Source organism: Streptomyces sp. NPDC018029 (assembly GCF_044327655.1).
Classification (GTDB): domain Bacteria; phylum Actinomycetota; class Actinomycetes; order Streptomycetales; family Streptomycetaceae; genus Streptomyces.
On sequence record NZ_JBIRFV010000006.1, the window covers coordinates 483,944 to 505,416 of the forward strand.

The 21,473-nt window shown below is 71.3% G+C and carries 19 protein-coding genes; 10 read left to right on the forward strand and 9 right to left on the reverse strand.

The window, feature by feature from the left end; all coding sequences use genetic code 11:
* Nucleotides 1–13: 13 nt before the first annotated feature.
* A complete protein-coding gene (locus tag ACH4D5_RS21320; protein WP_398304642.1) occupies nucleotides 14–517 on the reverse strand; it encodes a nucleoside deaminase in 504 nt (167 codons plus the stop codon).
* A 621-nt stretch (nucleotides 518–1,138) separates the two neighbouring features.
* Between ACH4D5_RS21320 and ACH4D5_RS21325 the strand changes: the two genes are divergently transcribed.
* From ACH4D5_RS21325 to ACH4D5_RS21335, 3 genes are all read left to right on the forward strand, one after another.
* Nucleotides 1,139–1,492, forward strand: a complete 354-nt coding sequence (locus tag ACH4D5_RS21325; RefSeq protein WP_398304645.1) for a PRC-barrel domain containing protein — start codon at nucleotides 1,139–1,141, stop codon at nucleotides 1,490–1,492.
* 318 nt (nucleotides 1,493–1,810) lie between these two features.
* Nucleotides 1,811–2,977: a S1 family peptidase gene (locus tag ACH4D5_RS21330; RefSeq protein WP_398304901.1), complete on the forward strand. Its 1,167-nt coding sequence runs from the start codon at nucleotides 1,811–1,813 to the stop codon at nucleotides 2,975–2,977.
* A gap of 157 nt (nucleotides 2,978–3,134) precedes the next feature.
* Nucleotides 3,135–4,043, forward strand: a complete 909-nt coding sequence (locus ACH4D5_RS21335; RefSeq protein WP_398304647.1) for a hypothetical protein — start codon at nucleotides 3,135–3,137, stop codon at nucleotides 4,041–4,043.
* Between the two features lie 63 nt (nucleotides 4,044–4,106).
* On the opposite strand, the gene ACH4D5_RS21340 is transcribed toward ACH4D5_RS21335, so the two are convergent.
* From ACH4D5_RS21340 to ACH4D5_RS21360, 5 genes are read right to left on the reverse strand one after another with little or no spacing between them, the layout of a single operon-like run.
* Complete coding sequence (locus tag ACH4D5_RS21340; RefSeq protein WP_398304650.1) at nucleotides 4,107–5,039, reverse strand: phytanoyl-CoA dioxygenase family protein; 933 nt, start codon at nucleotides 5,037–5,039, stop codon at nucleotides 4,107–4,109.
* Between the two features lie 38 nt (nucleotides 5,040–5,077).
* Complete coding sequence (locus tag ACH4D5_RS21345) at nucleotides 5,078–5,926, reverse strand: methyltransferase domain-containing protein (protein WP_398304653.1); 849 nt, start codon at nucleotides 5,924–5,926, stop codon at nucleotides 5,078–5,080.
* Nucleotides 5,923–6,666: a class I SAM-dependent DNA methyltransferase gene (locus ACH4D5_RS21350; RefSeq protein ID WP_398304656.1), complete on the reverse strand. Its 744-nt coding sequence runs from the start codon at nucleotides 6,664–6,666 to the stop codon at nucleotides 5,923–5,925. Before ACH4D5_RS21350 ends, ACH4D5_RS21345 begins: the two co-directional genes overlap by 4 nt.
* 20 nt (nucleotides 6,667–6,686) lie before the next feature.
* On the reverse strand, nucleotides 6,687–7,886 hold the full coding sequence (locus ACH4D5_RS21355) for a YcaO-like family protein (RefSeq protein ID WP_398304659.1): 1,200 nt from the start codon (nucleotides 7,884–7,886) through the stop codon (nucleotides 6,687–6,689).
* 23 nt (nucleotides 7,887–7,909) lie between these two features.
* Nucleotides 7,910–8,626 carry an aKG-HExxH-type peptide beta-hydroxylase gene (locus ACH4D5_RS21360; RefSeq protein WP_398304662.1) on the reverse strand — a complete coding sequence of 239 codons (717 nt, stop codon included), beginning with the start codon at nucleotides 8,624–8,626 and terminating at the stop codon, nucleotides 7,910–7,912.
* 845 nt (nucleotides 8,627–9,471) lie between these two features.
* Between ACH4D5_RS21360 and ACH4D5_RS21365 the strand changes: the two genes are divergently transcribed.
* The 6 genes from ACH4D5_RS21365 (at nucleotide 9,472) to ACH4D5_RS21390 (ending at nucleotide 16,515) form a co-directional block, all read left to right on the forward strand.
* A complete protein-coding gene (locus ACH4D5_RS21365; protein ID WP_398304665.1) occupies nucleotides 9,472–10,647 on the forward strand; it encodes a glycosyltransferase family 4 protein in 1,176 nt (391 codons plus the stop codon).
* Between the two features lie 11 nt (nucleotides 10,648–10,658).
* Nucleotides 10,659–11,636, forward strand: a complete 978-nt coding sequence (locus tag ACH4D5_RS21370; protein WP_398304668.1) for an NAD-dependent epimerase/dehydratase family protein — start codon at nucleotides 10,659–10,661, stop codon at nucleotides 11,634–11,636.
* On the forward strand, nucleotides 11,633–12,262 hold the full coding sequence (locus tag ACH4D5_RS21375; RefSeq protein WP_398304670.1) for a sulfotransferase family protein: 630 nt from the start codon (nucleotides 11,633–11,635) through the stop codon (nucleotides 12,260–12,262). The genes ACH4D5_RS21370 and ACH4D5_RS21375 overlap by 4 nt, the downstream gene beginning before the upstream one ends.
* On the forward strand, nucleotides 12,259–13,671 hold the full coding sequence (locus tag ACH4D5_RS21380; RefSeq protein WP_398304673.1) for a sulfotransferase: 1,413 nt from the start codon (nucleotides 12,259–12,261) through the stop codon (nucleotides 13,669–13,671). The genes ACH4D5_RS21375 and ACH4D5_RS21380 overlap by 4 nt, the downstream gene beginning before the upstream one ends.
* A gap of 88 nt (nucleotides 13,672–13,759) precedes the next feature.
* Nucleotides 13,760–15,646: an ATP-binding cassette domain-containing protein gene (locus tag ACH4D5_RS21385; RefSeq protein ID WP_398304676.1), complete on the forward strand. Its 1,887-nt coding sequence runs from the start codon at nucleotides 13,760–13,762 to the stop codon at nucleotides 15,644–15,646.
* A 29-nt stretch (nucleotides 15,647–15,675) separates the two neighbouring features.
* On the forward strand, nucleotides 15,676–16,515 hold the full coding sequence (locus ACH4D5_RS21390) for a sulfotransferase family protein (protein ID WP_398304679.1): 840 nt from the start codon (nucleotides 15,676–15,678) through the stop codon (nucleotides 16,513–16,515).
* A gap of 13 nt (nucleotides 16,516–16,528) precedes the next feature.
* Here ACH4D5_RS21390 and ACH4D5_RS21395 read toward each other — a convergent pair whose 3' ends face one another.
* A complete protein-coding gene (locus tag ACH4D5_RS21395) occupies nucleotides 16,529–16,864 on the reverse strand; it encodes a hypothetical protein (protein WP_398304681.1) in 336 nt (111 codons plus the stop codon).
* Between the two features lie 35 nt (nucleotides 16,865–16,899).
* The gene (locus ACH4D5_RS21400) at nucleotides 16,900–18,159 is read right to left on the reverse strand and encodes an MFS transporter (protein WP_398304684.1); all 1,260 of its coding nucleotides are present in this window, start codon (nucleotides 18,157–18,159) and stop codon (nucleotides 16,900–16,902) included.
* A 165-nt stretch (nucleotides 18,160–18,324) separates the two neighbouring features.
* On the opposite strand from ACH4D5_RS21400, the gene ACH4D5_RS21405 reads away from it, so the two are divergent.
* Nucleotides 18,325–19,554 (forward strand): PucR family transcriptional regulator, encoded by a 1,230-nt coding sequence (locus tag ACH4D5_RS21405; protein ID WP_398304687.1) that lies wholly within the window; start codon nucleotides 18,325–18,327, stop codon nucleotides 19,552–19,554.
* Here the strand turns inward: ACH4D5_RS21405 and ACH4D5_RS21410 are convergent.
* Nucleotides 19,544–21,415 (reverse strand): alkyl/aryl-sulfatase, encoded by a 1,872-nt coding sequence (locus tag ACH4D5_RS21410; protein WP_398304690.1) that lies wholly within the window; start codon nucleotides 21,413–21,415, stop codon nucleotides 19,544–19,546. The genes ACH4D5_RS21405 and ACH4D5_RS21410 overlap by 11 nt on opposite strands.
* Between the last annotated feature and the right edge of the window lie 58 nt (nucleotides 21,416–21,473).

Sequence of the window (21,473 nt, forward strand, 5' to 3'; positions counted from 1 at the left end):
GGTTTCGACGATGTCACCGGGCGGCGGTGGGTGCCCCCGGCACCCGTCGGTCCCCGCCGTTGTGGTCCTGCCACAGGCGGTAGACGTCCACGGCGCCGTCCCGCGGCTCGTGGCGCATCGGGAGGCGGCGCTCCTGCCACGGCTTGGCGAACTCATCGTAGAACGTGCTCAGTTCGAAGTACTTGCGGTCGTCGACGTAGTGCGCCTCATAGGCGTCCCTGGTCGTGAGGAAGACGACCTCGTCCGGAGAGCAGTAGTAGAGCGCTCCGAGGCACATCGGGCACGGCTGCGCCAGGACGTAGATCGTGGCGCCCGTCAGGTGCTCGGTGCCGAGGCGGGTGCAGGCGTCACGGATGGCCAGCACCTCCGCGTGGGCCGTCGGATCGTGGGTCTGGGCCACCTGGTTGGCGCGTTCGGCGATGATCTCGCCGTCCTTCACGATGACGGTGGCGAAGGGGCGACCGCCGTCCTCGACGTTCCGACGGGCGAGGTCGATGGTGCGTTGTACGTAGTCCACGTCGTGCCTCCGGTGGGGTCTTCGGCGGGCGGTGCACGCCGGTACGCGGCCGGTTCCGGCGCCGCGTACCGACGTACTCAGTCTGCGTGACCTGGGCGCATAGCGTCCAAGACGCGCTCACCATGCCCGCCATAGGTGGCACCTATGGCTGCGTACGCACCTCCAATCGACCCCTCAGGCCGCGTGGCGCTTTTCGGGGCGCTTTCCGGAGCTGCGGCTCTCGGAGCTGCGGCGCTTCTGCGGTACCGCGTCGCGGCGCCCCGTACGTTTCTGCCCGTGAATGAGCCGTAGGTGACCTCGATGGCGGCCGGCCGGCGATGCGGCACGTCCGTTCAACCGGTCCTCGACCCGGTCCATGCCGATCAGCAGAAGCCCCATGACCGGCAACAACAAGAGAGCGACAACTAACATCTGCGGCGACCTCCCCGCGGCGTCCCCTCTCGCCTGCCCCACTCGAACGCCTTCACGGACCCGAAGATGTGAAGGTCCCGCAACGCCGCACCCGCCGCATCGCCGCGCCGCCGCTCGCCCCTCGCCGCCCGGCCCTTCCTTCCAGGTTTCGTCCGCGTCGGCGTGGACATCTGGTTCCCACTCCATCGACGCGGGAGAGGATCAGAGCGAATGTCCGACGAATTCCAGGTCTCCGGAAACCAGAACAGGCGGATTTCCGCCGTCGGTCTCATCGGCTGCACGGTGGAGGCGAGTGACGGGTCGGTCGGGCAAGTCGACCCCGTCTCCGAGGAAGTGGCGCCCGACCACATAGTCGTCGACACCGGCGGGGCGCTGCTGAGCAAGAAGGTACTGCTGCCCCTCTGGGTCATCGCGGATGTCGACGAAGTGAGCCGCACTGTCTACGTGCCCCGCACGAAGGACCGCGTGAAGGACGCCCCGCGCTTCGACAGAGACCTGCGCGTCACCGATCCCAGTTACCGGGCGCACATCGACGAACACTATCTGGACGAGTCCGTGGACTGATCGGGGCCGTCCCCGGCACACCGGGGGCCAGCCGCCCAAGTGGGCCGTTTTAACAGTTCCCTTGATGTTCTGTTAAAAGCTCCCGCTGTTCCGGACCTTGCCGAATCCCGGGTGTCGGCGCGAGAGTTCATGCCACGGCGGGCCCCACGCCCGTCGTTGGGCAGGGACTCATCCATCGGTGAATACACCCCCACTGTCTTCCGGTATTTCCCGAGAGTTCCTGCCTGCCATCCGGAAGGAATCGGTGTGCCCGCATCTCGTGCATCTCGTAGATACAGATTCACCGCCGTGGCGGCTCTGCTCTCGGCGTCAGTGGTCATGGGAACCCAGGTCACGGCAGAGGCGCAGGTGCAAGCCCAGGCACAGGCACCGGACAATGCACCCACCGCCCGCTATCAGCCGGAGATGGTGCGGGCACTGGCCGCATCACTCGGTGTGAGCGAGAAAGCCGCCATCGACCGGCTCGACCGGCAGGAAATACAGCAGGACAAGCTCGCCGAGCTGAAGAAGAACGGGATATCCGAGGACGGCGCATTCTTCGACGCCTCCGGAAATCTGACCGTCAACGCCGACGACCGTGCCGACGTCGCCGCCATCGAGAAGGCCGGCCTCGACGCGCGGGTGCCCGTCCGCGGCCAGGAGAAGCTCGACGAGATCAAGACGCAGCTGGACGCCGCGGCCGTCCGGCGCACCCCCGCCGGAATCACCGACTGGTCCGTGGATCTCGCCGCGGACAAGGTCACCGTCAAGGTCAACAGCGACCGTGGAGCCCCCGCCAAGGCGTTCCTGGCCAAGGCCGCGAAGTACGGCTCCGCCGTCCGGATCGTGCGGGGCGAGGAGAAGCTCGCGCCGCAGGCCGCGATCGCCCCCGGCAGCAAGATGACGATCAACGACACCTCCGGCTGGTGTTCCGTCGGCTACGGCGCCCGCGACCGCTCCGGCAAGCAGTACCTCGTCACCGCCGGACACTGCGTGGCCGGCCTGCCCACCCTGCGCTACGGCGGCGTCGCGTTCGCCAAGGGCACCGCCACCCGCTTCGCGCTCGGCACCCGCAGCGTCGACATGGGCGTCGCCTCCGTCAACTCCGGCCACTCGATCACGACCAGGGTCGGCACCTGGGGCCAAGCCTCCGACGTGGCCGTCAGCGGCAGCCGCCGTGCCGCGGCCGGCGCCACGATCTGCAAGTCCGGCGCGACCACCGGGTGGACGTGCGGCGCGATCGGTTCCTACAACGTCTCCGTCACCTACGTCGACCAGAACGGCGGCCCCGACACGGTCGTCACGGGTCTCGCCACCTCCAGCGTCTGCACCGAGGGCGGCGACAGCGGCGGCGCGTACATCTCAGGCAACCAGGCCCAGGGCATGACCTCCGGCGGCCCGCTCCGCCAGGAGTGCACGGGCGGCGTCAACTCGCGCGGTTCCTCCTACTTTCAGCCACTCGACGACACCCTCTCGTACTACGGGCTGACACTCAACACCAACTGACCGGCCTTCGAGGGAAGACCAGGGGCCGACCACCGGCTAAGGTGGGCGGCCCCTGGTCGCCTGTGTGGCCTGAAACCGCCGTTGAGCCGTGCCTTCATCGGAGCGAGGGACCACCGACCCAAGAGCCGATGGTGCCTCCCGCCCGCTGAAAGACGCCATGCCGAACAACCCCCACGCCGAAGGGCCCGACACGACGTTCGCCACCGTGTTCCGGCAGGCCCTGCAACAGCGCGGCCTGCCGCTGGAACGCATACGCGACCACCTGCGGGCCCAGCAGATCACCGTCAGCCTCGCCACCCTCAGCCACTGGCAGCGCGGTCGCAGCCAGCCGGAGAGAGCCCAGTCCCTGCTCGCCGTCGACGCGCTGGAGCCGCTGCTCAACCTGCCCACCGGCACCCTCCGCTCGCTGCTGGGCCCGCACCGGCCGCGCGGTGGGCCCCCGCCGCACGACCCGGCCGCCGCCCGCAAGGTCCTCGGCGAGAACTCGGACGTGGAACAGGCCCTCGGTGACGCGTTCCCGCACTTCAACGAGGGTCTGCGGCCCTTGACCATCCACGAGACCGTGAGCCTGGACGAGCACCGTTCCATCCATGAGACGTCGATCGTCACCGTGGTGCAGGCCGTCCGGGGCGGCGTCCGGCATCTGACCGTCGTCCACTTCCTCGACTCCCCGAAGGCGGGGACGGTCGACCTCACCCTTCCCGGTGGTCCGCCGCCGCGCATCCGTTTCGTGCCGGAGCTGGGCTGTGTGGCGGCCGACATCCCCCTCGGACGCCGGCTGGCCCGCACCGAGACAGCGGTGGTCGCCTACACGCTCCGGTCCGCATCGGACGTCTCCCACCAGCACGAGCGCCGCGTCACCACACCGCTGCGCACGTATCTGCTGCACGTGCGCTTCCATCCCCTGGCGGTCCCCGTCAGCTGCTGGAGCTACCACCGCAAACAGATCGGCGCCGAGCCCCAGCACCGCCACCGCTCGACCCTGGACGCCTTCCACACGGCCCACCTGCTGCCGGCGCACTGCTCGCCGGGTGTCTATGGAATCGAGTGGAAGTGGCCGGAGTGAACCGGGATCGGCCGGGACGGCAACGTCTGTCTGGTGATCGGCGGTCCTCCGGACGGCCAGGCGCTACGGCTCGCGCCGGACGGCTCGGCCCACCGGTTCGGGTGGGTCGGGTACGCGGCGTTCACTGGCCCTCAGCCCACCGAGGCGGACCTGCCGGACGAGGTGGCGGGCGCGTCCCGCGGTCAGAACTGACCGCAGGGGGGCCAGAGGGCGCAGCGGTGTGTGGAGCAGTCGCGGGTCGAGGTACGGAACCCAGCCGGTGGCGCGCGGGTGGTAGCGGGGCGGGCCGAGGCAGACGCGCTTGGTGACCACCCACCGGGTCTCCGGCCCACTGTTGGGACGAGTGGCATGAAGATGGTCGCCCGCGAAGAGCAACAGGTCGCCTGCGTCGAGCTCGATCTCCACCGGTTCGCCGACCGCCTGGTCGGGGAGCAGCCGTACCCCGTCGTGGAGCAGGGGGCGCCGATACGCCTCGGGCCAGATGAGCAGGCCGTTGTCCCGGCGGACCCGGCTGAGGGCCATCCACAGGTTGACGGAATTGACGGCCGTGTTGAACCACGAATCCACGTGGGCGCCGGTCGGGATCATGAAGCCGGTGTACCCACCCAGTTCTTCTTCCCGCCCGTGGACAGTGATCCTCGGGGGCATGATCCGCACGCCCAAGTGGTCGCTGACGTACACCTTGCGGCGTTGTGGCGGGAGCAGGGCGGTGAAGCGCAGCAGCAGGTGGCGTACGGCGGGCCTGAGGCGACGGTCCAGGTCGTCGCGGACGGCGCGCAGCCGATCGATGTCGGCGACGGTGTGAATGTGTTCCAGCCCTCGCTCCGATACCTGCTCGGCGGCCTCCGTCGAGATGGCGGAGGCGATGGCCGCCAGGGCCGCTCGGGTCCATGAGTCCCTGGAGGTGAGCTGTGCGAGACCGCCCCGGACGACCACCATCCGGCCGTCGAGGACGTCGCGGAGGTCGAGGTCGTCGAGGAAGCGGTGTGAGGTCACTGCGGGCAAGCTGCTTCTCCCCTGTCTCGGACGCTGTTTCAGGCGGGCGGCTTGGAAGCACGGAGAGAGAAGGACAGGGGCATGGACGGCAGCCCGTCCGGCAGCCGCCACCAGTAGTCGTCGTGCTCCACCATGCAGGGAAGCATCCGCCAGGCCACGAAGGGCCATTCGTGAAGGAATTCGATGGTCAGTCCCGCGGACGCGAGGGCGCTGACGATCTCGCCGAGTGAGTGCCCCCAGGCGTATTCGACTCCCGGCACCTCCCGGCCCGGCACCGCTGTCGGACTGCGGTACTCGAAGGCAAGGGGCTCCGGCTCACCGAAGTACGAGTAACGGAGCCGCAATTCGGGAGTGTCGAGCCGGTTGTCGAGCATCCAGGCCGCGGGATGGGACTCGAAGACGTAGACGAAGCCGCCCGGTGCGAGGAAGTTGGCGACGACCTCGGCCCAGCGGCGCAGATCGGGCAGCCAGCCCAGCACGCCGTGGGAGGTGTACACGATGTCGAAACGGCCGTCCAGATGGTCGGGCAGCGTTAGGACATCCGCCTCCACGAAGACCGCCGACGGGTCGATGTCGGCGGCCAGGGAACGTGCCGTCGCCACGCCCTCGGCGGCGAAGTCGACACCGGTCACCCGGGCGCCCAGCCGCGCCCAGGAGAGCGTGTCGACGCCGACATGGCACTGCAGGTGCAGCAGCGAGCGGCCGCGCACCTCGCCGACCTCGGCACGCTCGAGTGCGCGCATGCGGGAACCGCCCACCCGGAATCCGGCCAGGTCGTACTGGGCCGATGCGGCCTTCAACGGCGTCCACAGGCGCCACAGTTCACGGTTGTCGCGCAGGTACGCTTCCGGGTCGCGAGGCCCACTGGACAGGTCCGCGGCGCTCACGCGGGCAGCTCGTACACGCTGACGTGGTAGTTGCTGCTGTCGGTGAACGGGACGCCGGACCAGCCGCCGAACCGTTCGCGCAGTCGCAGGCCGGCCGTGGCGGCCATCAGGTCGAGTTCGCCGGGGGATGCGTAGCGGAAGGCCACCCGGATGTGTCGGACGTCGCCGTTGTGGACGACCTTGTAGTCGGAGGTGTAGCGCTGCGTCGTCGGGTGGATCCGGCGCGTCCGCGTGACGGGGTCACCGCTGGCTGTCTGGACAGGCTGGGAACCGGCCCCGGCGCCGACGGCCAGAACCTCCGGCAGATGAGCGTCCAGGACGAAGAGCCCACCCGGCAGCAACCGCGCCGCGGCCCGTGTCAGGCAGTGGATCTGCGCTTCCTGGGAGGTCAGCTCGAAGAACGTGCCGTTGACCACGTAGATCACGGCGAACCGGCCTTCGTGTTGCACATCGGAGAAGTCGCCGATGCTGACAGCGATGTCGCCGCCCCCGGACTTGGCGCGGAGCTGTTCGACCATGGCCTTCGCGGCGTCGATGCCGTGGAGTTCGCGCCCGCGCGCGGCGAGCGGAAGGGCTATCCGTCCCGTGCCGATGCCGAGTTCGAGCATGGGCCCTTCCGGCGCGGTCGATGCCAGCCGGTCGAGCAGGGCCACCGTGGCGTCGGTGGTGGCCGTCGGCGGCGTGAACCAGTCGTCGTAGTGGTCGGCCAGATCCACGGCGTAATCGGGACTCGGTGGCATGCTGCTCCTCTGTGAGTGGTTCAGCCGAAGGGGTGCGGCGGCACGCGCGAGCCGGTGGGGGAGACGGACGGCAGCGGCAGGGCGCCGGGGGCGATCAGCCGGACGACGGCCGGGCCGGAAGCGGCGAACGAGCTGGGGGTCGTGTCGACCGCGATCACGTCCTGGCCGGTGTGCTCGGCGAGCAGGCGCACGGGGTCCACAGGGCCTTGCCCTGTCGGGCGCCGGTCCACCAGTTCCTGGCCTGCCGGGCGCCGGTCCGCCGTGGTGTGTGGCAGCCAACGCGCCATCGCGTCCTGGCAGCCGAGATACGTCCACACCGCGTGCTCGACCGCGGAGACCGGCGTACCGCCCGGCAGGGACCGCCCGCGGACCCGCCGGGCCGCCGACGTGCGCATGCTCCAGCGCACCATGAGCGCCTCGTAGGCCGCGCGGGCGATGAGCTCGGCATCCTGCCCGGCAGGTCCGCCACGAGCACCGAAGGTCTGCTCACCGTGCTCGGGCGTGTGCAGACAGACCGCGACGGCGTGGGCGCCGGGCGCGGGCAGGGTGAAGGCGGTCGCCCGCAGCCCGAGGTGCTCGCATATGCGGCGCAGGGGGAGGGGGAGTTCGTCGTGTACGGGGCGGTGGCGGGGCGGATGCCGCGCCGGGTCCTGCCAGCTCAGGCGGAGAAGATCGCGTTCGAGTGTCTCCCATGCGGCGTGCTCGACCGCGGTGCTCCGGTCGGGGTGGGCCGCGAGGCCCGTGGAGCCGGCCCGGACCGGCGCCGCGCACCCGGTGGGCGGGCGGTGCTGCAGGAAGGCCAGACCTGCCGGAACCAGTACTTCCGAACCGGAGAGCAGGGAGCGCCCGGTGACCCAGAGTTGGCGCACGGTCCGGGTGGCCGGCCCGGACCAGGGCGCGGGGTCCAGGGCGGGAGCGCCCCGACGGACCAGTTCGGTGTGATCGGCGAGGACAGCAGGGGATTTCTCGGCGGCGCGGGCCGCCAGCACGTTGCCCAGGCGCTCCAGCAGCTCGCCGCGGGCCCGTACGGCGACGTCGTCGGGGTGTTCCCCCGAAGCGCTGCCGATCAGGACGTGGTCGCCACCGGCGCTGTCCGTGGCGGCGAACAGCGGGCTGCGGGCGGCGACCCGCCCGAAGAGCACCGCCGGTTCGACGGAGAACGGCGCGAAGACCTGGGGCTCCCACGTGGCGGGCGAGGAGGGAGCTGTGGGCTGCGGCATCGGCGTGGCTCCGGGGGCTCGGGTCAGACGGCGGTGGTCCTCAGCAGGGCGGCACACTCCTCCAGCACGGTCAGCCCGTGTCCGGTCAGCAGTGGTGCGCGGTCCCGCAGGGAGCCGATCGCCTGCCGCGCCCTCTCCGCCAGCAGGACCCTGCGGGCCTCCAGCGCGTCCGCGGCCGGGGTGTCGCCGCCGAGAAGAAGCGCGTAGAGCACGCTGCTCCGGGCCAGGACGACCATTTGCTGGAACAGCCCCGCCACAGGCCGGGGATCGGCCCGCAGGGGAGTGCGGACGGGACGCGCGGAGTCCGCGGCCGGGGTGAGGAACGGAGTGCTCAGTTGGGCGGCGTTGCAACGGGTGTGGGTGCCTTCGTGCACCAGTGCCTCCGCGCACCGCACAGGACCGGGCAGCCCGCGTGGACTGGTGCGCAGCCGTGACCGGTTGACGTAGATCGCACCATGGGTGGCGAAGTCGGTGAAGCCGTCGATCGCCGGGCCCTCCAGGAGAGCCACTTGCGCCACACCGATACGCAGTTCGCTCAGCATCAGCGGCCAGGCTGCCGCCAGTCGCGCGACGCTCTCGTCGAGTACGGCCAGGTCCGGTCGCTGCCAGGACACCACGCGGGAGCCCCCGGTGGCGTCCGCTCCGGTGGGCAGCGCGGACAGTGCGCGGGTCACGGAACGGACGAGGTGGGGGGACGGCTCCGCGGGCGCCAGGCTCTCGCGGGCCTCGGTGTCACGCACTCTGCGCAAGATCGCCGAAGGAGCGGGCCCTGGATCCGTCTGAAGGGCGAACGCGGCCGCCACCACGGCGGGATGCGTCTCCGGCGGGGCGGGGAGTCCGGCCGCCGTCAGGACGGAACAGACCACTCGATGGACCGCTCCCTCATCCCGCACTGCCTCACGCGTGTCGGGTGCTACGCGCAGCACCTGCTCACCTCCACGCGTTCACTCTCTCTCCAGGGCAAGGACTCTCCAGGGCAAGGACTCTCCGGGGCAAGGACACTCCAGGGGTCAGGAATCTCCAGGGATAAGGGCCGGTGCCGTGGCCGGCAAGGCCCGTCCTACGCCGGACTGCCGGGCTCCGGCGGAACGAACCTCGCCGACAGGAGCACCGGCACAACGGGCGGGGTGCGACCTGTCCGGACCGCTCAGTCCTGGTCCGGAATGTCGATCATGAGCGCGTACTCGGGGAGTTCCTCGGTGACCTGCTCGATGTCCTCGTGCTCCACGATGTCCTCCATGGCTGCTCGCTGGCCCGGTGGCAGCGTCGGGTGACGCCCCGATCAGAAGTACCGCACGGCAGGACGGCACACCATCGGCGGACGTACGGCCGGTGCGGGAACCGGACAGCGCGGGGCTTCCGTGCTCCGGCCCGCCCACCACGGCATGGAACAGGCGAACGGCGTTTCGGTGACCGGCCCTTGGCGGTGCCCATGTGACGCGTGGGACGCCATGGACCCTGTCGGCCCGTCAAATCTGGCTGGCAAGGGTGAGGCCGGGCCCGCCCGTGCGCTGCTGTGCGCCCCTGTGTGCCACGGCCGCCCGGTGGCGGGCATTGTGCCCCGACGCCCCGCTGCGGAGCATGGGTGTCCCTCACCAGCATCCCGGAGGCCCATCCAGCCATGCGGATCGCCTACCTGCACTCCGGCAGCATCCCCTCCGTCTACGCGAACGGCGTCCACGTCATGCGGATGTGCGATGCCTTCACCGACGCGGGGCACGAGGTCGTCCTCTACGCGCTGCCGGGGACCGTGCCCGCCGGTGACGCGCACCGCTACTACGGCACCCGCAACCGTTTCGAGGTACGGAGCATCGCTCAGCCCGCGCTGCCGGGCCTCGGCGTATGGATCCGTGCCTGGCGGATCCGCGCCGACCTGCGCCGGCGAGGCACCCCCGACCTGCTGTACGGACGAGACCTGCGCGCCCTGCTCGTCTCGTCGGGCCGGGCCCCTCTGGTGTACGAGACGCATCTCATGTGGCCGCAGCGGATCGTGCGGAGGATCGAAGGCGTCCTGTTCCGCAGAAGGAACCTGCGCCGCGTGGTCTTCGTGTCCCAGGCGCTCGCCGACGACTACCGCCGTGTCTTTCCAGAGCTCGACTCGTCGCGGCGGACGGATCTGGTGACGGCTCATGACTGTGCCGACCCCGCCCCGGCCGACGGGCCGGTGGCAGACCTGCCGGGCCGCCCGGAGGCACCGAAGATCGGCTACGTCGGTCATCTGTACCCGGGGCGCGGCACCGACGTCATCCTCGAACTCGCCGCACGCGTACCCGAGGCCGACTTCCACCTGGTCGGCGGCACCACAGCCGACCGCGCACACTGGCAGAGCCGCTCCACACGCTCCAACGTCCACTTCCACGGGCATCTCCCACCCGCCGAACTTGCCCCCTACCAGCGGGCGTTCGACATCGTCCTCGCGCCCTACCAACGCAGGACGTACTGCGCCGGAGGCGTGGGCGAGATCAGCCGCTGGGTGTCGCCGATGAAGCTGTTCGAGTACATGTCCTACGGCAAGCCCGTCATCGCCTCGGACCTGCCCGTACTCCGGGAGATCCTGACCGACGGAGTCAACTGCCTCCTCTGCCCGCCGGACTCCGTCGAGGCGTGGACGGCCGCGGTCAAGAGGCTCGTCGGTGACGCGCACCTGCGCGACACCCTGGGCGGCGAGGCGCGGCGGCAGCTCAACGACCGGCACACCTGGCGGATCCGGGCCGACCGGGTGCTGCCCGGGCTCGGCGACACGACCGGGCCGCGGCGCTGATGCGGGCCGTGGTGACCGGCGCCGCCGGCTTCATCGGCTCCCACCTCTGCGCCCACCTGCTCGCGGCGGGCGACAGCGTCCTCGGCGTCGACTCGCTCACCGACTACTACGACCCGGCCCGCAAGGAACGGAACCTGCGCGACCTGACCCCGCACCCGTCCTTCGCCTTCCACCGCGTGGACCTGCTGGCAGCCCCTCTCGAAACCCTCGTCGACGGAGCGGACGTCGTCTACCACCTGGCCGGTCAACCAGGCGTACGGCCGTCGTGGGGAGAGGAATTCGAGCTGTACGCCCGTCGCAACGTCCTGGCCTCGCAAAGGCTCCTGGAAGCAGTGAGGGACCGGCCGCTGCGCAAGTTCGTCTACGCCTCCAGCTCCTCCGTGTACGGCGACGCCCCGGTCATTCCCACGGGTGAGTCGGTGTGCCCCCGGCCGCTCACGCCGTACGGCGTCACCAAACTGTCGGCGGAACACCTGTGTGAGATCTATCGGATCAACTTCGGCCTGCCCGCGGTGTCACTGCGCCTGTTCAGCGTGTACGGCCCACGGCAGAGGCCCGACATGGCCCTGGCCCGCCTGATCGAGGCAGCCCTGACCGGAGGGTCCTTCCCGCTCTACGGCAACGGCGAGCAGATCCGCGACTTCACCTACGTGCACGACGTCGTCACCGCGATGCGGGACGCGGCCTGCTCCTCCTTCACCGGCGTGGCCAACCTGGGCGGTGACGCCCCGGTGTCCATGAAGCACACCATCGCGGCCGTCGAGCGCCTCGTCGGCCCCGTGCACCTGGATCCACGGCCCAGCGGCCGTGGCGAGGCCCGGCACACCGCGGCCGACATAGCCCTGGCGGCACGGGCATTCGGATACCGGCCCCGCACGGAACTGGACGACGGCCTGGCGGCGATGGCCGACCAGGCCGTCATCGATCTGGCGCGTCGGCCCGAGCCCGGCATCGCCCGCCCGCGAGCCCCGTGGCGAGGCGTCACGTGACCGGCGGCATTCCCTCGGCGGCGCCGCGCCGCCACCCTCCGCGTCCCAAGGTCTTCGGCATCGGCCTCTCGCGCACCGGCACCCGCTCGCTGACCGCCGCGCTGCGCACGCTGGGTTTCGACATCGTGCACTACCCCTCCGACCCCGCCACCTACCGGACCCTGCTCGCTGGCACCGGGCGCTTCCCACTCCTGGCGGACCACGACGGAATCACCGACATCAGCGTGGTCCCGTACTACGAGGAACTCGATCTCGACTGGCCCGGAGCCAAATTCATCCTGACGGTCCGTGAGGAGCAGGACTGGCTGCGCTCGTGCGCGACGCACTGGACACGGCCGGTGGACAGCAAGACCGACCTCGGCGAAGGGTATCCGGACATGCAGCGCTTCCTGCGTGCGGCCGTCTACGGGTGTCACGAATTCAACCCGGAGCGCTTCGCCCGCGTCCACCGCCGCCACGTCGAACAGGTGCTGCGCCACTTCGCGGGCAGGAACGACGACCTGCTCGTCCTGGACATCGTCGGGGGCGACGGATACGAACGCCTGGCCCCCTTCCTGGGCAGGGAGATCCCCGACCACCCCTTCCCGAACGTCAACCGGCCCTCGCCCGCCCAGGACCGTCCGTGACCGGCGCGATCCGCACCCTCCCCGGCGACTGGTCACCCCCCGCGGGCCGCCCGGTCGACCTGGTGCTCCGCACGGTCGGTGAGCGCACCACCCGCCTCGCCCTCGGCCTCGCGATCCGGCACATCCGTCCGCGCCGGGTTCACATCGCCGAGAACATCCGGCCGCTCGCCCGCGCCGTGGACCGCCAGGTGCACATCGACCACGGCGACGCCTCGCACGTCGTCCACGTCGACGCCGACTGCCTGATCCTCGAGGACATGAGGCCCTTTCTCGACGCCAACGACCTGGCGTACGTCGACTGCTTCGTGCACGACCGGTTCCGCGGCCGGGTCCACTGCGGGGTGCACATCACCCGGACCGACCTGGTCCGGGCCATGCGGGAGGTGGACGTGGAAGCGGAGGCGCCGGCGGCGGGGCGCGGGCCGATGCTGCGGCCCGAGGCCTTCCGGCGGCACCTCGCCCGCCGCGCCCTCCAGCCCGACGTACAGCTGAAGGGCTTCCACATCCTGCACGACCACTTCCAGCACTACCACGACCTCTTCGCCAAGTACGCCCTGCGCGAGGTGCGCAGCCGTACCGAGAGCGGACGCGCGGTACTGGAGTCGGCCCTACGGCGTTGGGGCGACGACCCGGACTTCGTGGTCGCCAGAAAGGCGATACGGCACAGCCGCTCGGTGGTACCCGCCGATGTCACCCCGCAGGCGCTCGGCCGGTACCTCGACGGCCTGCCCGAACTGGCGGCCCGCGTGGTCGGGGAGCTGCGCCTGCCCGACCGCCCCCGGCTGACCATGGCCGAGGTCAGGAAGACCGCGGCCCGCGCCCCGCAGACCCTCGGCCCCGCCGGCGACCGGCCCAAGGTGTTCTCCCTCGGCCTGCCCGGTACGGCGACCCGGAGCCTGGTCGAGGCCCTCCACCGGCTCGGTTTCGACCTCGCCCACTACCCGCTGGGCGCGGCGGACCTGGCGGCCCTGCGCCGCCGGGACGGCGACTTCCCGGCGCTGCGGCACTACGACGGCCTGACGAGCGTCTTCGCACTCCCGTCCCTGACGGCACTGGACGTGCGGCATCCGGGGGCGCGGTTCGTCCTCACCGTACGGGAGAAGGAGAGCTGGCTGCGCGCGGTGGAGCGGCTCTGGGACACCGGCTGGCCGACGGGGGCACCCGCGGCCGAGCGGGCCGCCCACAGGGAGGCGGCGTACCGATTCCGTACGCGGATCTGCGGCGGGGAGACCTTCGACCGGGTGCGACTGGCTCGGGTCTACAAGGAACAACTCGTCCGCGTACAGCGCCACTTCGCCCGCCGCCCCCGGGATCTGCTGATACTGGACATCTGCGGGGGCGAGGGCTGGGAGAAGCTCGCCCCCTTTCTCGGCCGACCGATTCCACCGGGCCCCTTCCCGAGAGTGTGAAACCCTGCACGGCGCCGTCATCCGCACGTGGGGTTTCTGCGCCCGGAGAGGTGCGGTGTTGCTGTCCGGCACCGGGAGTGACGGCAGGATGACCCGGGTGCCGACCCATGCTCCCTCGACCTCCGCCCACCAGCCCGAACTGCGCCTGGGCTGGGACGACCCGCATCACGACCACGTCGCGGCGGCGGGCCTGCCGCAGATGGCGGCTCGGCTGCCCGCCACGATCGCCGCCGCCGCCCGGTTGAGCTGGGCCGCCGACCGGTGGGCGGTTCTCCAACTGCTGGTGGCCCAGCTCCTCGCCGCTGCCGCCGCCGGGGTGGTCCTGGCAGCGACCGCCCGGGTGATCGGAGCGCTGGTCGGGCAGGGTCAGGCCACCGAGCGGCTGCACGCCGCGGTGCCTGCCCTGCTCCTCGCGGCGGGGGCGGCCGCGACGCGGGCGGCGTCGGACGCGGTCTCCCAGTACGCGGCGGTGAAACTGGGGCCGGAGGTGACCGCCCTCGCCGAGGAACGCATCCTCGCCAAGACCCCCGAGGTCGAGCTGACCGCGTACGACCAGCCGGAGTTCAACGACTCGCTCCAGGCCGCCGGGCTGGGGGCGATGGCCACGCAGGACCTGATCGCCGACACACAGCAATTGATCTCCGCAGTGGCGCAGTTGACGGCCGCGGCGACCGTCCTCACCCTCCTGAACCCCCTGTTGCTGCCGCTGCTGATCCTCGCGATGCTCCCCAAGGGGGCCGCCGCGCTGGGCGCAGCCCGTATCGCCCACCACACCGCCCACACGAGCCTCGCCGACAACCGACTGCGCTACATCCTGCGCCAGCACAGCACGGACCGCCGGACGGCCGCCGAAGTCAGGGCCGGCACCATGGCCGCGTTCCTGCGCCAGTGGTACGCCCAGGTCGCCACGCGGATCAGGACCAGGCACCGGGCGGCCGCGCCCAGGGTGCTGCGGGTGACGCTCGGCGGAGCGGCCGGGACCGGCGTCATGCTCACTCTCACCTGGCTCACGGTCGGGCTGCTGGCGATGAACGGCACCATCGCGCTCGCGGTCGCCGTCACGGCCGTGGTCGCGGTCCGCTCCTCCACCGGCGCGCTCAACTCCATGGTGGTGGCGGGCGCCCGGCTGTTCCGCACCTCGCTGCACCTCCAGGACTGGCGGGACTTCCTGGCTCTCGCCGACACCCTGCGCGCCACGCGCGGCCCGCTGGCGATCGACTCGGCAGGGCCCCGGGAGATCCGCGCCCACCGGGTGTCCTACCGGCACCCCGGCAGCCCGCCGAACGACTTTGCCGTACGCGAGGTCAGCCTCACCCTGCGCAGTGGTGAAGTCGTCGCCCTGGTGGGTGAGAACGGTTCCGGCAAGACGACGCTCGCCCACCTCCTCACCGGCCTCTACCTGCCCACACACGGCACGGTCAGCTGGGACGGCATCGACCTGGCCCAGGCGGATCCGCAGTCGGTCTGGTCGCGGGTCGGACTGGTGCCCCAGGACTACACCAAGTGGCCGATGGCCGCGAGGGAGAACATCACGCTCGGCCAGGCCCGCGGCGGGGACGGCCTCGTGCACGCCGCCGCCCGCGAGGCCGGCGCGGACAGTGTGCTGGCCGGACTGCCGAACGGTCTCGACACACTGCTCGCCAAGTCGTTCTGGGGCGGGCACGACCTCTTGGGCGGCCAGTGGCAGCGCCTCGCCGTCGCCCGCGCCTGCTACCGGGAGGCCGGCGTCCTGGTCCTCGACGAGCCCACTTCCGCGATGGATCCGCGCGCCGAACACCGGGTGATCAGCCGGTTCAAGGCGCTGGCCGAAGGCCGGACCGCGGTGTTCGTCACGCACAACCTCACCAACACCCGCGTCGCGGACCGCATCGTCGTGCTGGCCGGGGGCAGCATCGCGGAGGAGGGAACGTTCGACGAACTTCTCGCCCGGGGCGGCCTGTTCGCGGAACTGCACAAGCTGTCACAGGACCGGTGACCGGTTCCCGACCACGGAGGTGCTGTGAAGTGACGAGCGGTGAGCGGCGCAACAAGACGGTGGTCTTCATCTGCGGGGCCGGGCACTCCGGCACCACGCTGCTCGGACTGATGCTGGGTGCGCACCCGGCGATCTGCTTTGCCGGCGAGGCGTGGAACAGCACCCGCCTCGGCACCACCGACGCACGCGGGCGCACCGTCGGCTGCAACTTCTGCGCCGACGGCTGTCCCGTGTGGGGCAGCCCGCTGCCGAGCACCGGTCCCGACCTCTACGAGGTGCTGGCCCGGCGGTGCGGCCGTCCCGTCGTCGTGGACTCCACGAAAGCGGTCGGCTGGATCGAGCAGCAAGCGGCACTGCTGCCCGGAGCCGTCCACCGTCATCTGGTGGTGCTGGCGCGTGACGGCCGGGCGGTGGTCAACTCCCTGTTGCGCAAGTATCCCGACGCCCGCCCCGCGGAGGTGGCCTCGGAGTGGGTCGCCCAGATGCGCCGGACGGAGGACCTTGCGGCCCGCTGGCCCGGCGCCGTCAGCCGGTTGCACTACGAGGACATCGCCACCCACCCCGAAGACGTCCTGTCCCACCTGAGTACGACGCTGGGCCTCTCCTTCCGCCCCGCGATGCTCGACCCCTGGGCCGGCGTCCAGCATCCGTTGGGAGGCAACGAGGGGACCCAGTACATCGTGGCGCGGGAACGCGCCGCGCGGACCACGGGCCGGACCGTCCCTCTGGAGCCCAGCAAACGCGCCTACTACCTCGGTCACCCGCCCGCGATCGTGCTGGACCTGCGCTGGCGCGAGGAGATGTCCGAGCCCGCTCTGCGCGCCTTCGACACCATCGCGGGCGAGACCAACGCGCCGTATGCGCGGTGACCGCTGCCGGGTCTCAGGCTTCTTCCGGTCTGCCTTCTTCTGGTCCGTCCTCTTCCAGCCTGCGCAGACAGTCGTCCGCCCGCTCGCTTCGTTCGGCCGGGGACAGCTCCCACCACGCCGTGCCGCGTTCCCCGAGGCCCGTCTTCGCGAGCTGCACGCGGGCCCGGGCCGCCTTGCGCGCGGCTTCGTCGTCGCGAGCGGCGGCGACCGCCCGGCGGGCCGCCATCAGGTGATGGACCAGCCGCTCCCTCACGTTCTCGGCCAGGTCGGGGTCGGTGGCCCGCCAGCGTCGCCCTTTGACGATGATGAAGTGGCCGTCTTCGGTGTGTTCAACATTCTCTCCCGTCACGTGGGCATCATGCCCCGGCAATGTTCAGAAGCGGCTCAACCCGTGACGCCGCACGACCTGTCGCGAGCGGTGTCCGCCATGCGCCGGGCGTCGCGTTCGGGACGCAGGAGCGCCAGAGCCAGCAGCCCGGTGAGGCCGAGCAGGACGGAGGTGAGCAGGAAAGCGGCGCGGTAGCCGGAGGCAACCGAGTCCGCGGTGTCGACGACCCGCCCGACCGCCCAGGGGGACAGGGCTCCGGCGAGGGCATAGACGAAGGCCAGCGCACCGAGCACCACTCCACGCTGGGACGCCGGAGCGATGCGGGCGCACGCGGTCTGGGACACCGTCATGATGACGTTGCCGAGCGCCATCGGGCCGAGCATCAACAACACCTTGAGCCACACGGCGTCGGTCAGGGCGAACACGCCCACGGCGACCGCCGCAAGGCACATCAGGGCGCCCGTGCCCGCCCCGCTCTGCGGCTTCGGCCGGCGCCCGACCAGCAGCCCGTGTCCCACGAGCACCACACCGTTGGCGAGCGCGGCGCCGGTCACCAGGATGCCGGCCTGGTGCAGACTCAACCCGGTGACCGATTCCAGGTAGTCCGGCATCCAGGTCAGATTGGCACTGAGCATCCAGTAGGCGGCGAACGCGCCGAGCGCGGCGCTGATCCAGGTGCCCGAGAGCAGGATGCGGTGGTAGGGGACGGACTCCTGAGGGGCCCCGTCCTCTTCGGCACGGCGGGCGTACGGGCCCTCGGTCCCGCGCAGTGCCCAGTAGGCCGCCCACGCCAGACCCACAAGGCCGACCGCGCCGAACGCCCAACGCCAGCCGAAGTGGTCGATCACGAGCGTGAGCGTGGGGGCCGCGACGGCGACTCCGGCCGCGGCGCCGGTCAGCAGCACCGCGGTCGGCAGAGTGCGCTCCCGCTGCTCGAACCAGCCGTGCAGATGATGGGTCGCGACCGGCATGGCAGGGCCCTCGGCCGCGCCGAGCAGCACCCGAGTGGCCACCAGGGTGCCGAAGCCGGCGGCCGTCCACAGCATCGGCAGCTGAGCGGCCGACCACAGCAGCGCCATCACCAGCAGCAGTACCGTCGTCCGGACCGTGCGGGTCAGGTACGACACCGCCAGGGCAGAGACGCTGAACAGCGCGAAGAACGCCGCCGAGGCGGTGCCGAACTCCTCCCGGGTCAGGCCGAGATCATCCATGATCGGATTCGCGGCCAGCCCCAGCACGGTCTTGTCGGCGAAGTTGACCAGCATGAAGACCAGGAGCGCCCACGTGGTCTGCCAACCGGAGCTGTGCTGTGTCATACCGGAGCTGTGTCGGGTGAGCGGGGGCATGCGGCTCCTTCAGGGGTTCGCTTCTCCGAGGTGGCGCCGATCTTGCAGGCAGGGGAGGTGCGGGCACACCCATCGGGATCACAGTCGTGCGTGCCAGGTACTGTGACTGATCACAGTCGTCGGGCGAGGTGGACCATGGCACAGCAAGAGGAGCCGCAGGACGACCGGACGTGGTCGGCCGGTCTCTCGCCGGCAGCCGTGGCGCTCGCCGCCCGCTGTGAACCCCGGGTCAACGAACTGGCCCGGCGCATGGCCCGCGGAGTCTTCGAGCAGCTGCACGGATACGCGGACCTGCCCGCCGACGTCAAAGACGTGGAGATCGCGGCGACGGCCCGGCACGCGATGCGGTTGTTCCTGCGCGGCCCCGCCAGGGGAGCGGCTGCGGATCCGCTGGAGTACTTCCAGGAGCGCGCCGCCCAGCGCGCCGAGGAGGGCATGCCGCTGCACCTGCTGCTGCGCACCTACGGCCTGGGCGTACGGGAACTGTGGCGGGTGCTGCGGGAAACCGCCGCCGACGACGAGCGGGATGCCCTCGCCGAGTTGGCCGAGGCGCTGTTCACCGCGGAGGACCGGATCGTCGGCGCGGTGACCGAAAGCTACCTCGACGAGCAGGCCGCCCTCGTCGCGGAACGCCAGGAGCAGCGCCGCTCCCGGGCCCGCGCCCTGCTGGAGGCCGGCGTGGACCCGAGGGGGCCCGCGGCCGACGGGCTCACCCTCGTGCTGTACGTGGGATTCACGGACCCCGCCCCACCGGGGGAGCGGTCACCGGTGGCCGCTCGGCGCCTGCTCCGCCGCGTGCAGACCGCACTCGACCGTGCGTTCGGCACCGAAACCCTCGCCCTGCTGGACGGCGGTGGCGGCCACGTCGTCATCCGCGGCTGCGGCGAAGCGCCCGCCAGGCTCTTGGAGGCGCTGCGCGAGGCGGCGGGCCCGGAGACGCGGCTGGCCTGCGCCGGGGCGCGGTCGGCTGGGCACGTTCCGGCGATCGGCCGGCAGGTCGCCGAGGTGGTCCGGGTGGCCCGCGCCTGCGGCCACCCGCCCGGTCTGCACCGGCTCGACGACGTCCTGCTGGAGTACCACCTGTCACGCCCGAGTGACGCGAGCGACCGGATCGCCGCCCTCCTCGCCCCGCTGGACGGCCGTCCCGAACTCGTCCAGACCCTCCGCATCCACCTGGGGCAGCGCCAGGACCGCCGGGCCACCGCCCGCGTCCTGAGCCTCCACCCCAACTCCGTGGACAACCGGCTCACGCGGATCCAGGAACTGACCGGCCTCGACCTCGGCTCACCGCGGGACGCGGCGCTGGCCCTCGCCGCCTTGGCGGTGCGATCCGTCGACGCCGCGGCGGATCCCGCTAGGGGGTGACGATCGCGAAGTCGGGATCCGGCGCGTCGAGGAGCCCGCTGAAGGTCACCAGCGCCCGGGAGTCACCGTCGAGCGCGACCCTGCCGCCCGCGATCTCGTCGGCGAATGTCGCACGTCCCCCGAGGATCGAGTCGAGGGTGGTGCGCGCCAACCGGAGGGTGGCGACGGGCCGTTCACCGCGCGGGGCGTCGCCGCGCATCGGGGTCAGCGCCCCGTTGGAGAGCAGCAGTGTCCAGTTCTCGCCGGTGTCGGTGAACTCCCAGCGCAGCACCAGGCGCCCGGCCTCGGCGGCGCGCGGACCGTTGAGCCGTACGGCCATCGACTGGAAGATCTGCTCGGCGGTGAGCGCGGCCAGGATGTCCGGCGCCGAGCGGGTCGGGGTGCCGAGGACGCCGTCGCGCAGCTCGGCGGCGCCCATGAGGTAGAAGTTGCGCCACGGGCCGCACTCGGAGCCCTGGCCGAGCCGCTCGAACGTCCGGGCCTGCAGAGCGCGCGCCGCGGCGTGCCCGGGCTCGGCGAACAGGACGTGGCCGAGCACTTCCGCGACCCACCGCAGATCCCCCGCGTCGTACGACTCACGGGCCTTGGCGACCACCGCGTCGGCGCCCCCCATGAACTCCAGGTAGCGGCGGGCGGCCTCGGCCGGCGGATGCTGCCACAGATGGGCCGGGTTGCCGTCGAACCAGCCCATGTACCGCTGGTAGACAGCCTTGGCGTTGTGGCTGAGCGAACCGTAGTAGCCGCGCGCGTGCCAGGCCCGTTCGAGCCCGGGCGGGAAGCGCAGCACCTCGGCGATCTCCGCACCGGTGTACCCGGCGTTGATCAGCCGCACGGACTGGTCGTGCAGGAAGGCGTAGGCGTCGCGCTGTTCCTCCAGGAACCGGACGGCGCGGTCCTGGCCCCAGGTCGGCCAGTGGTGGGAGCCGAAGACGACATCGGTGCCGTCGGAGAACAGCCGTATCGTCTCGGTCAGGTACCTGGCCCACGCGCTCGGGTCACGGACCAGGGCCCCGCGCAGGGTGAGGACGTTGTGGAGGGTGTGGCAGGCGTTCTCGGCGGCACAGAGGACCCGCAGCTCCGGGAAGTGGAAGTTCATCTCCGCCGGTGCCTCGGTGCCGGGTGTGAGCTGGAAGACGATCCGTACGCCGTCGACCGTCTCCTCCTGTCCCGTGTACGTCACGTCCAGGGTCGGCGCGAGCAGTCCGACGCTGCCGGTCGACGTGGTCTGCCCGAGCCCGCAGCCGATCTGCCCGGTGGGCCCCTTCGGCAGCGAGGCCCCGTACATGTAGCTCGCACGACGCGCCATCGCCGTACCCGTGAAGACGTTCTCGCTCGCCGCGTGTTCCAGGAACCCGGCGGGCGCGATGACCGGCACCCGGCCGGCCGCCACGTCGGCCGCGTCGACGACGCCGCGTACCCCGCCGAAGTGGTCGACATGCGAGTGCGTGTAGATCACCGCGGTCACCGGCCGGTCGCCGCGATGCTCGCGGTACAGCGCGAGCGCGGCGGCCGCGACTTCCGAGCTGATCAGCGGGTCCACGACGATGACGCCGCGCTCGCCCTCCACGAAGGAGATGTTCGACAGGTCGAGGCCGCGCACCTGATAGATGCCGGGCACCACCTCGTACAGCCCTTGCCTCGCCACCAGTCGGCTCTGCCGCCACAGCGACAGGTGCGCCGTGGGCGGACAGTCACCGGCCAGGAAGCCGTAGGCGTCCGCGTCCCACACCACGCTCGCGTCCGAGTCCGTCACCGTACCCGGCTCGAGCCGGCCGAGGAGACCGCGGTCCGCGTCGGCGAAGTCCTGATCGTCGTCCCAGGCCAGGCCGCTGCCTGTGGGCTCATGCACGCTGTCGCTCATGCCCACCGATCCTCACAAACCCGCGCCGGGAGCGCCTGATGAGACATCACAGACGGAC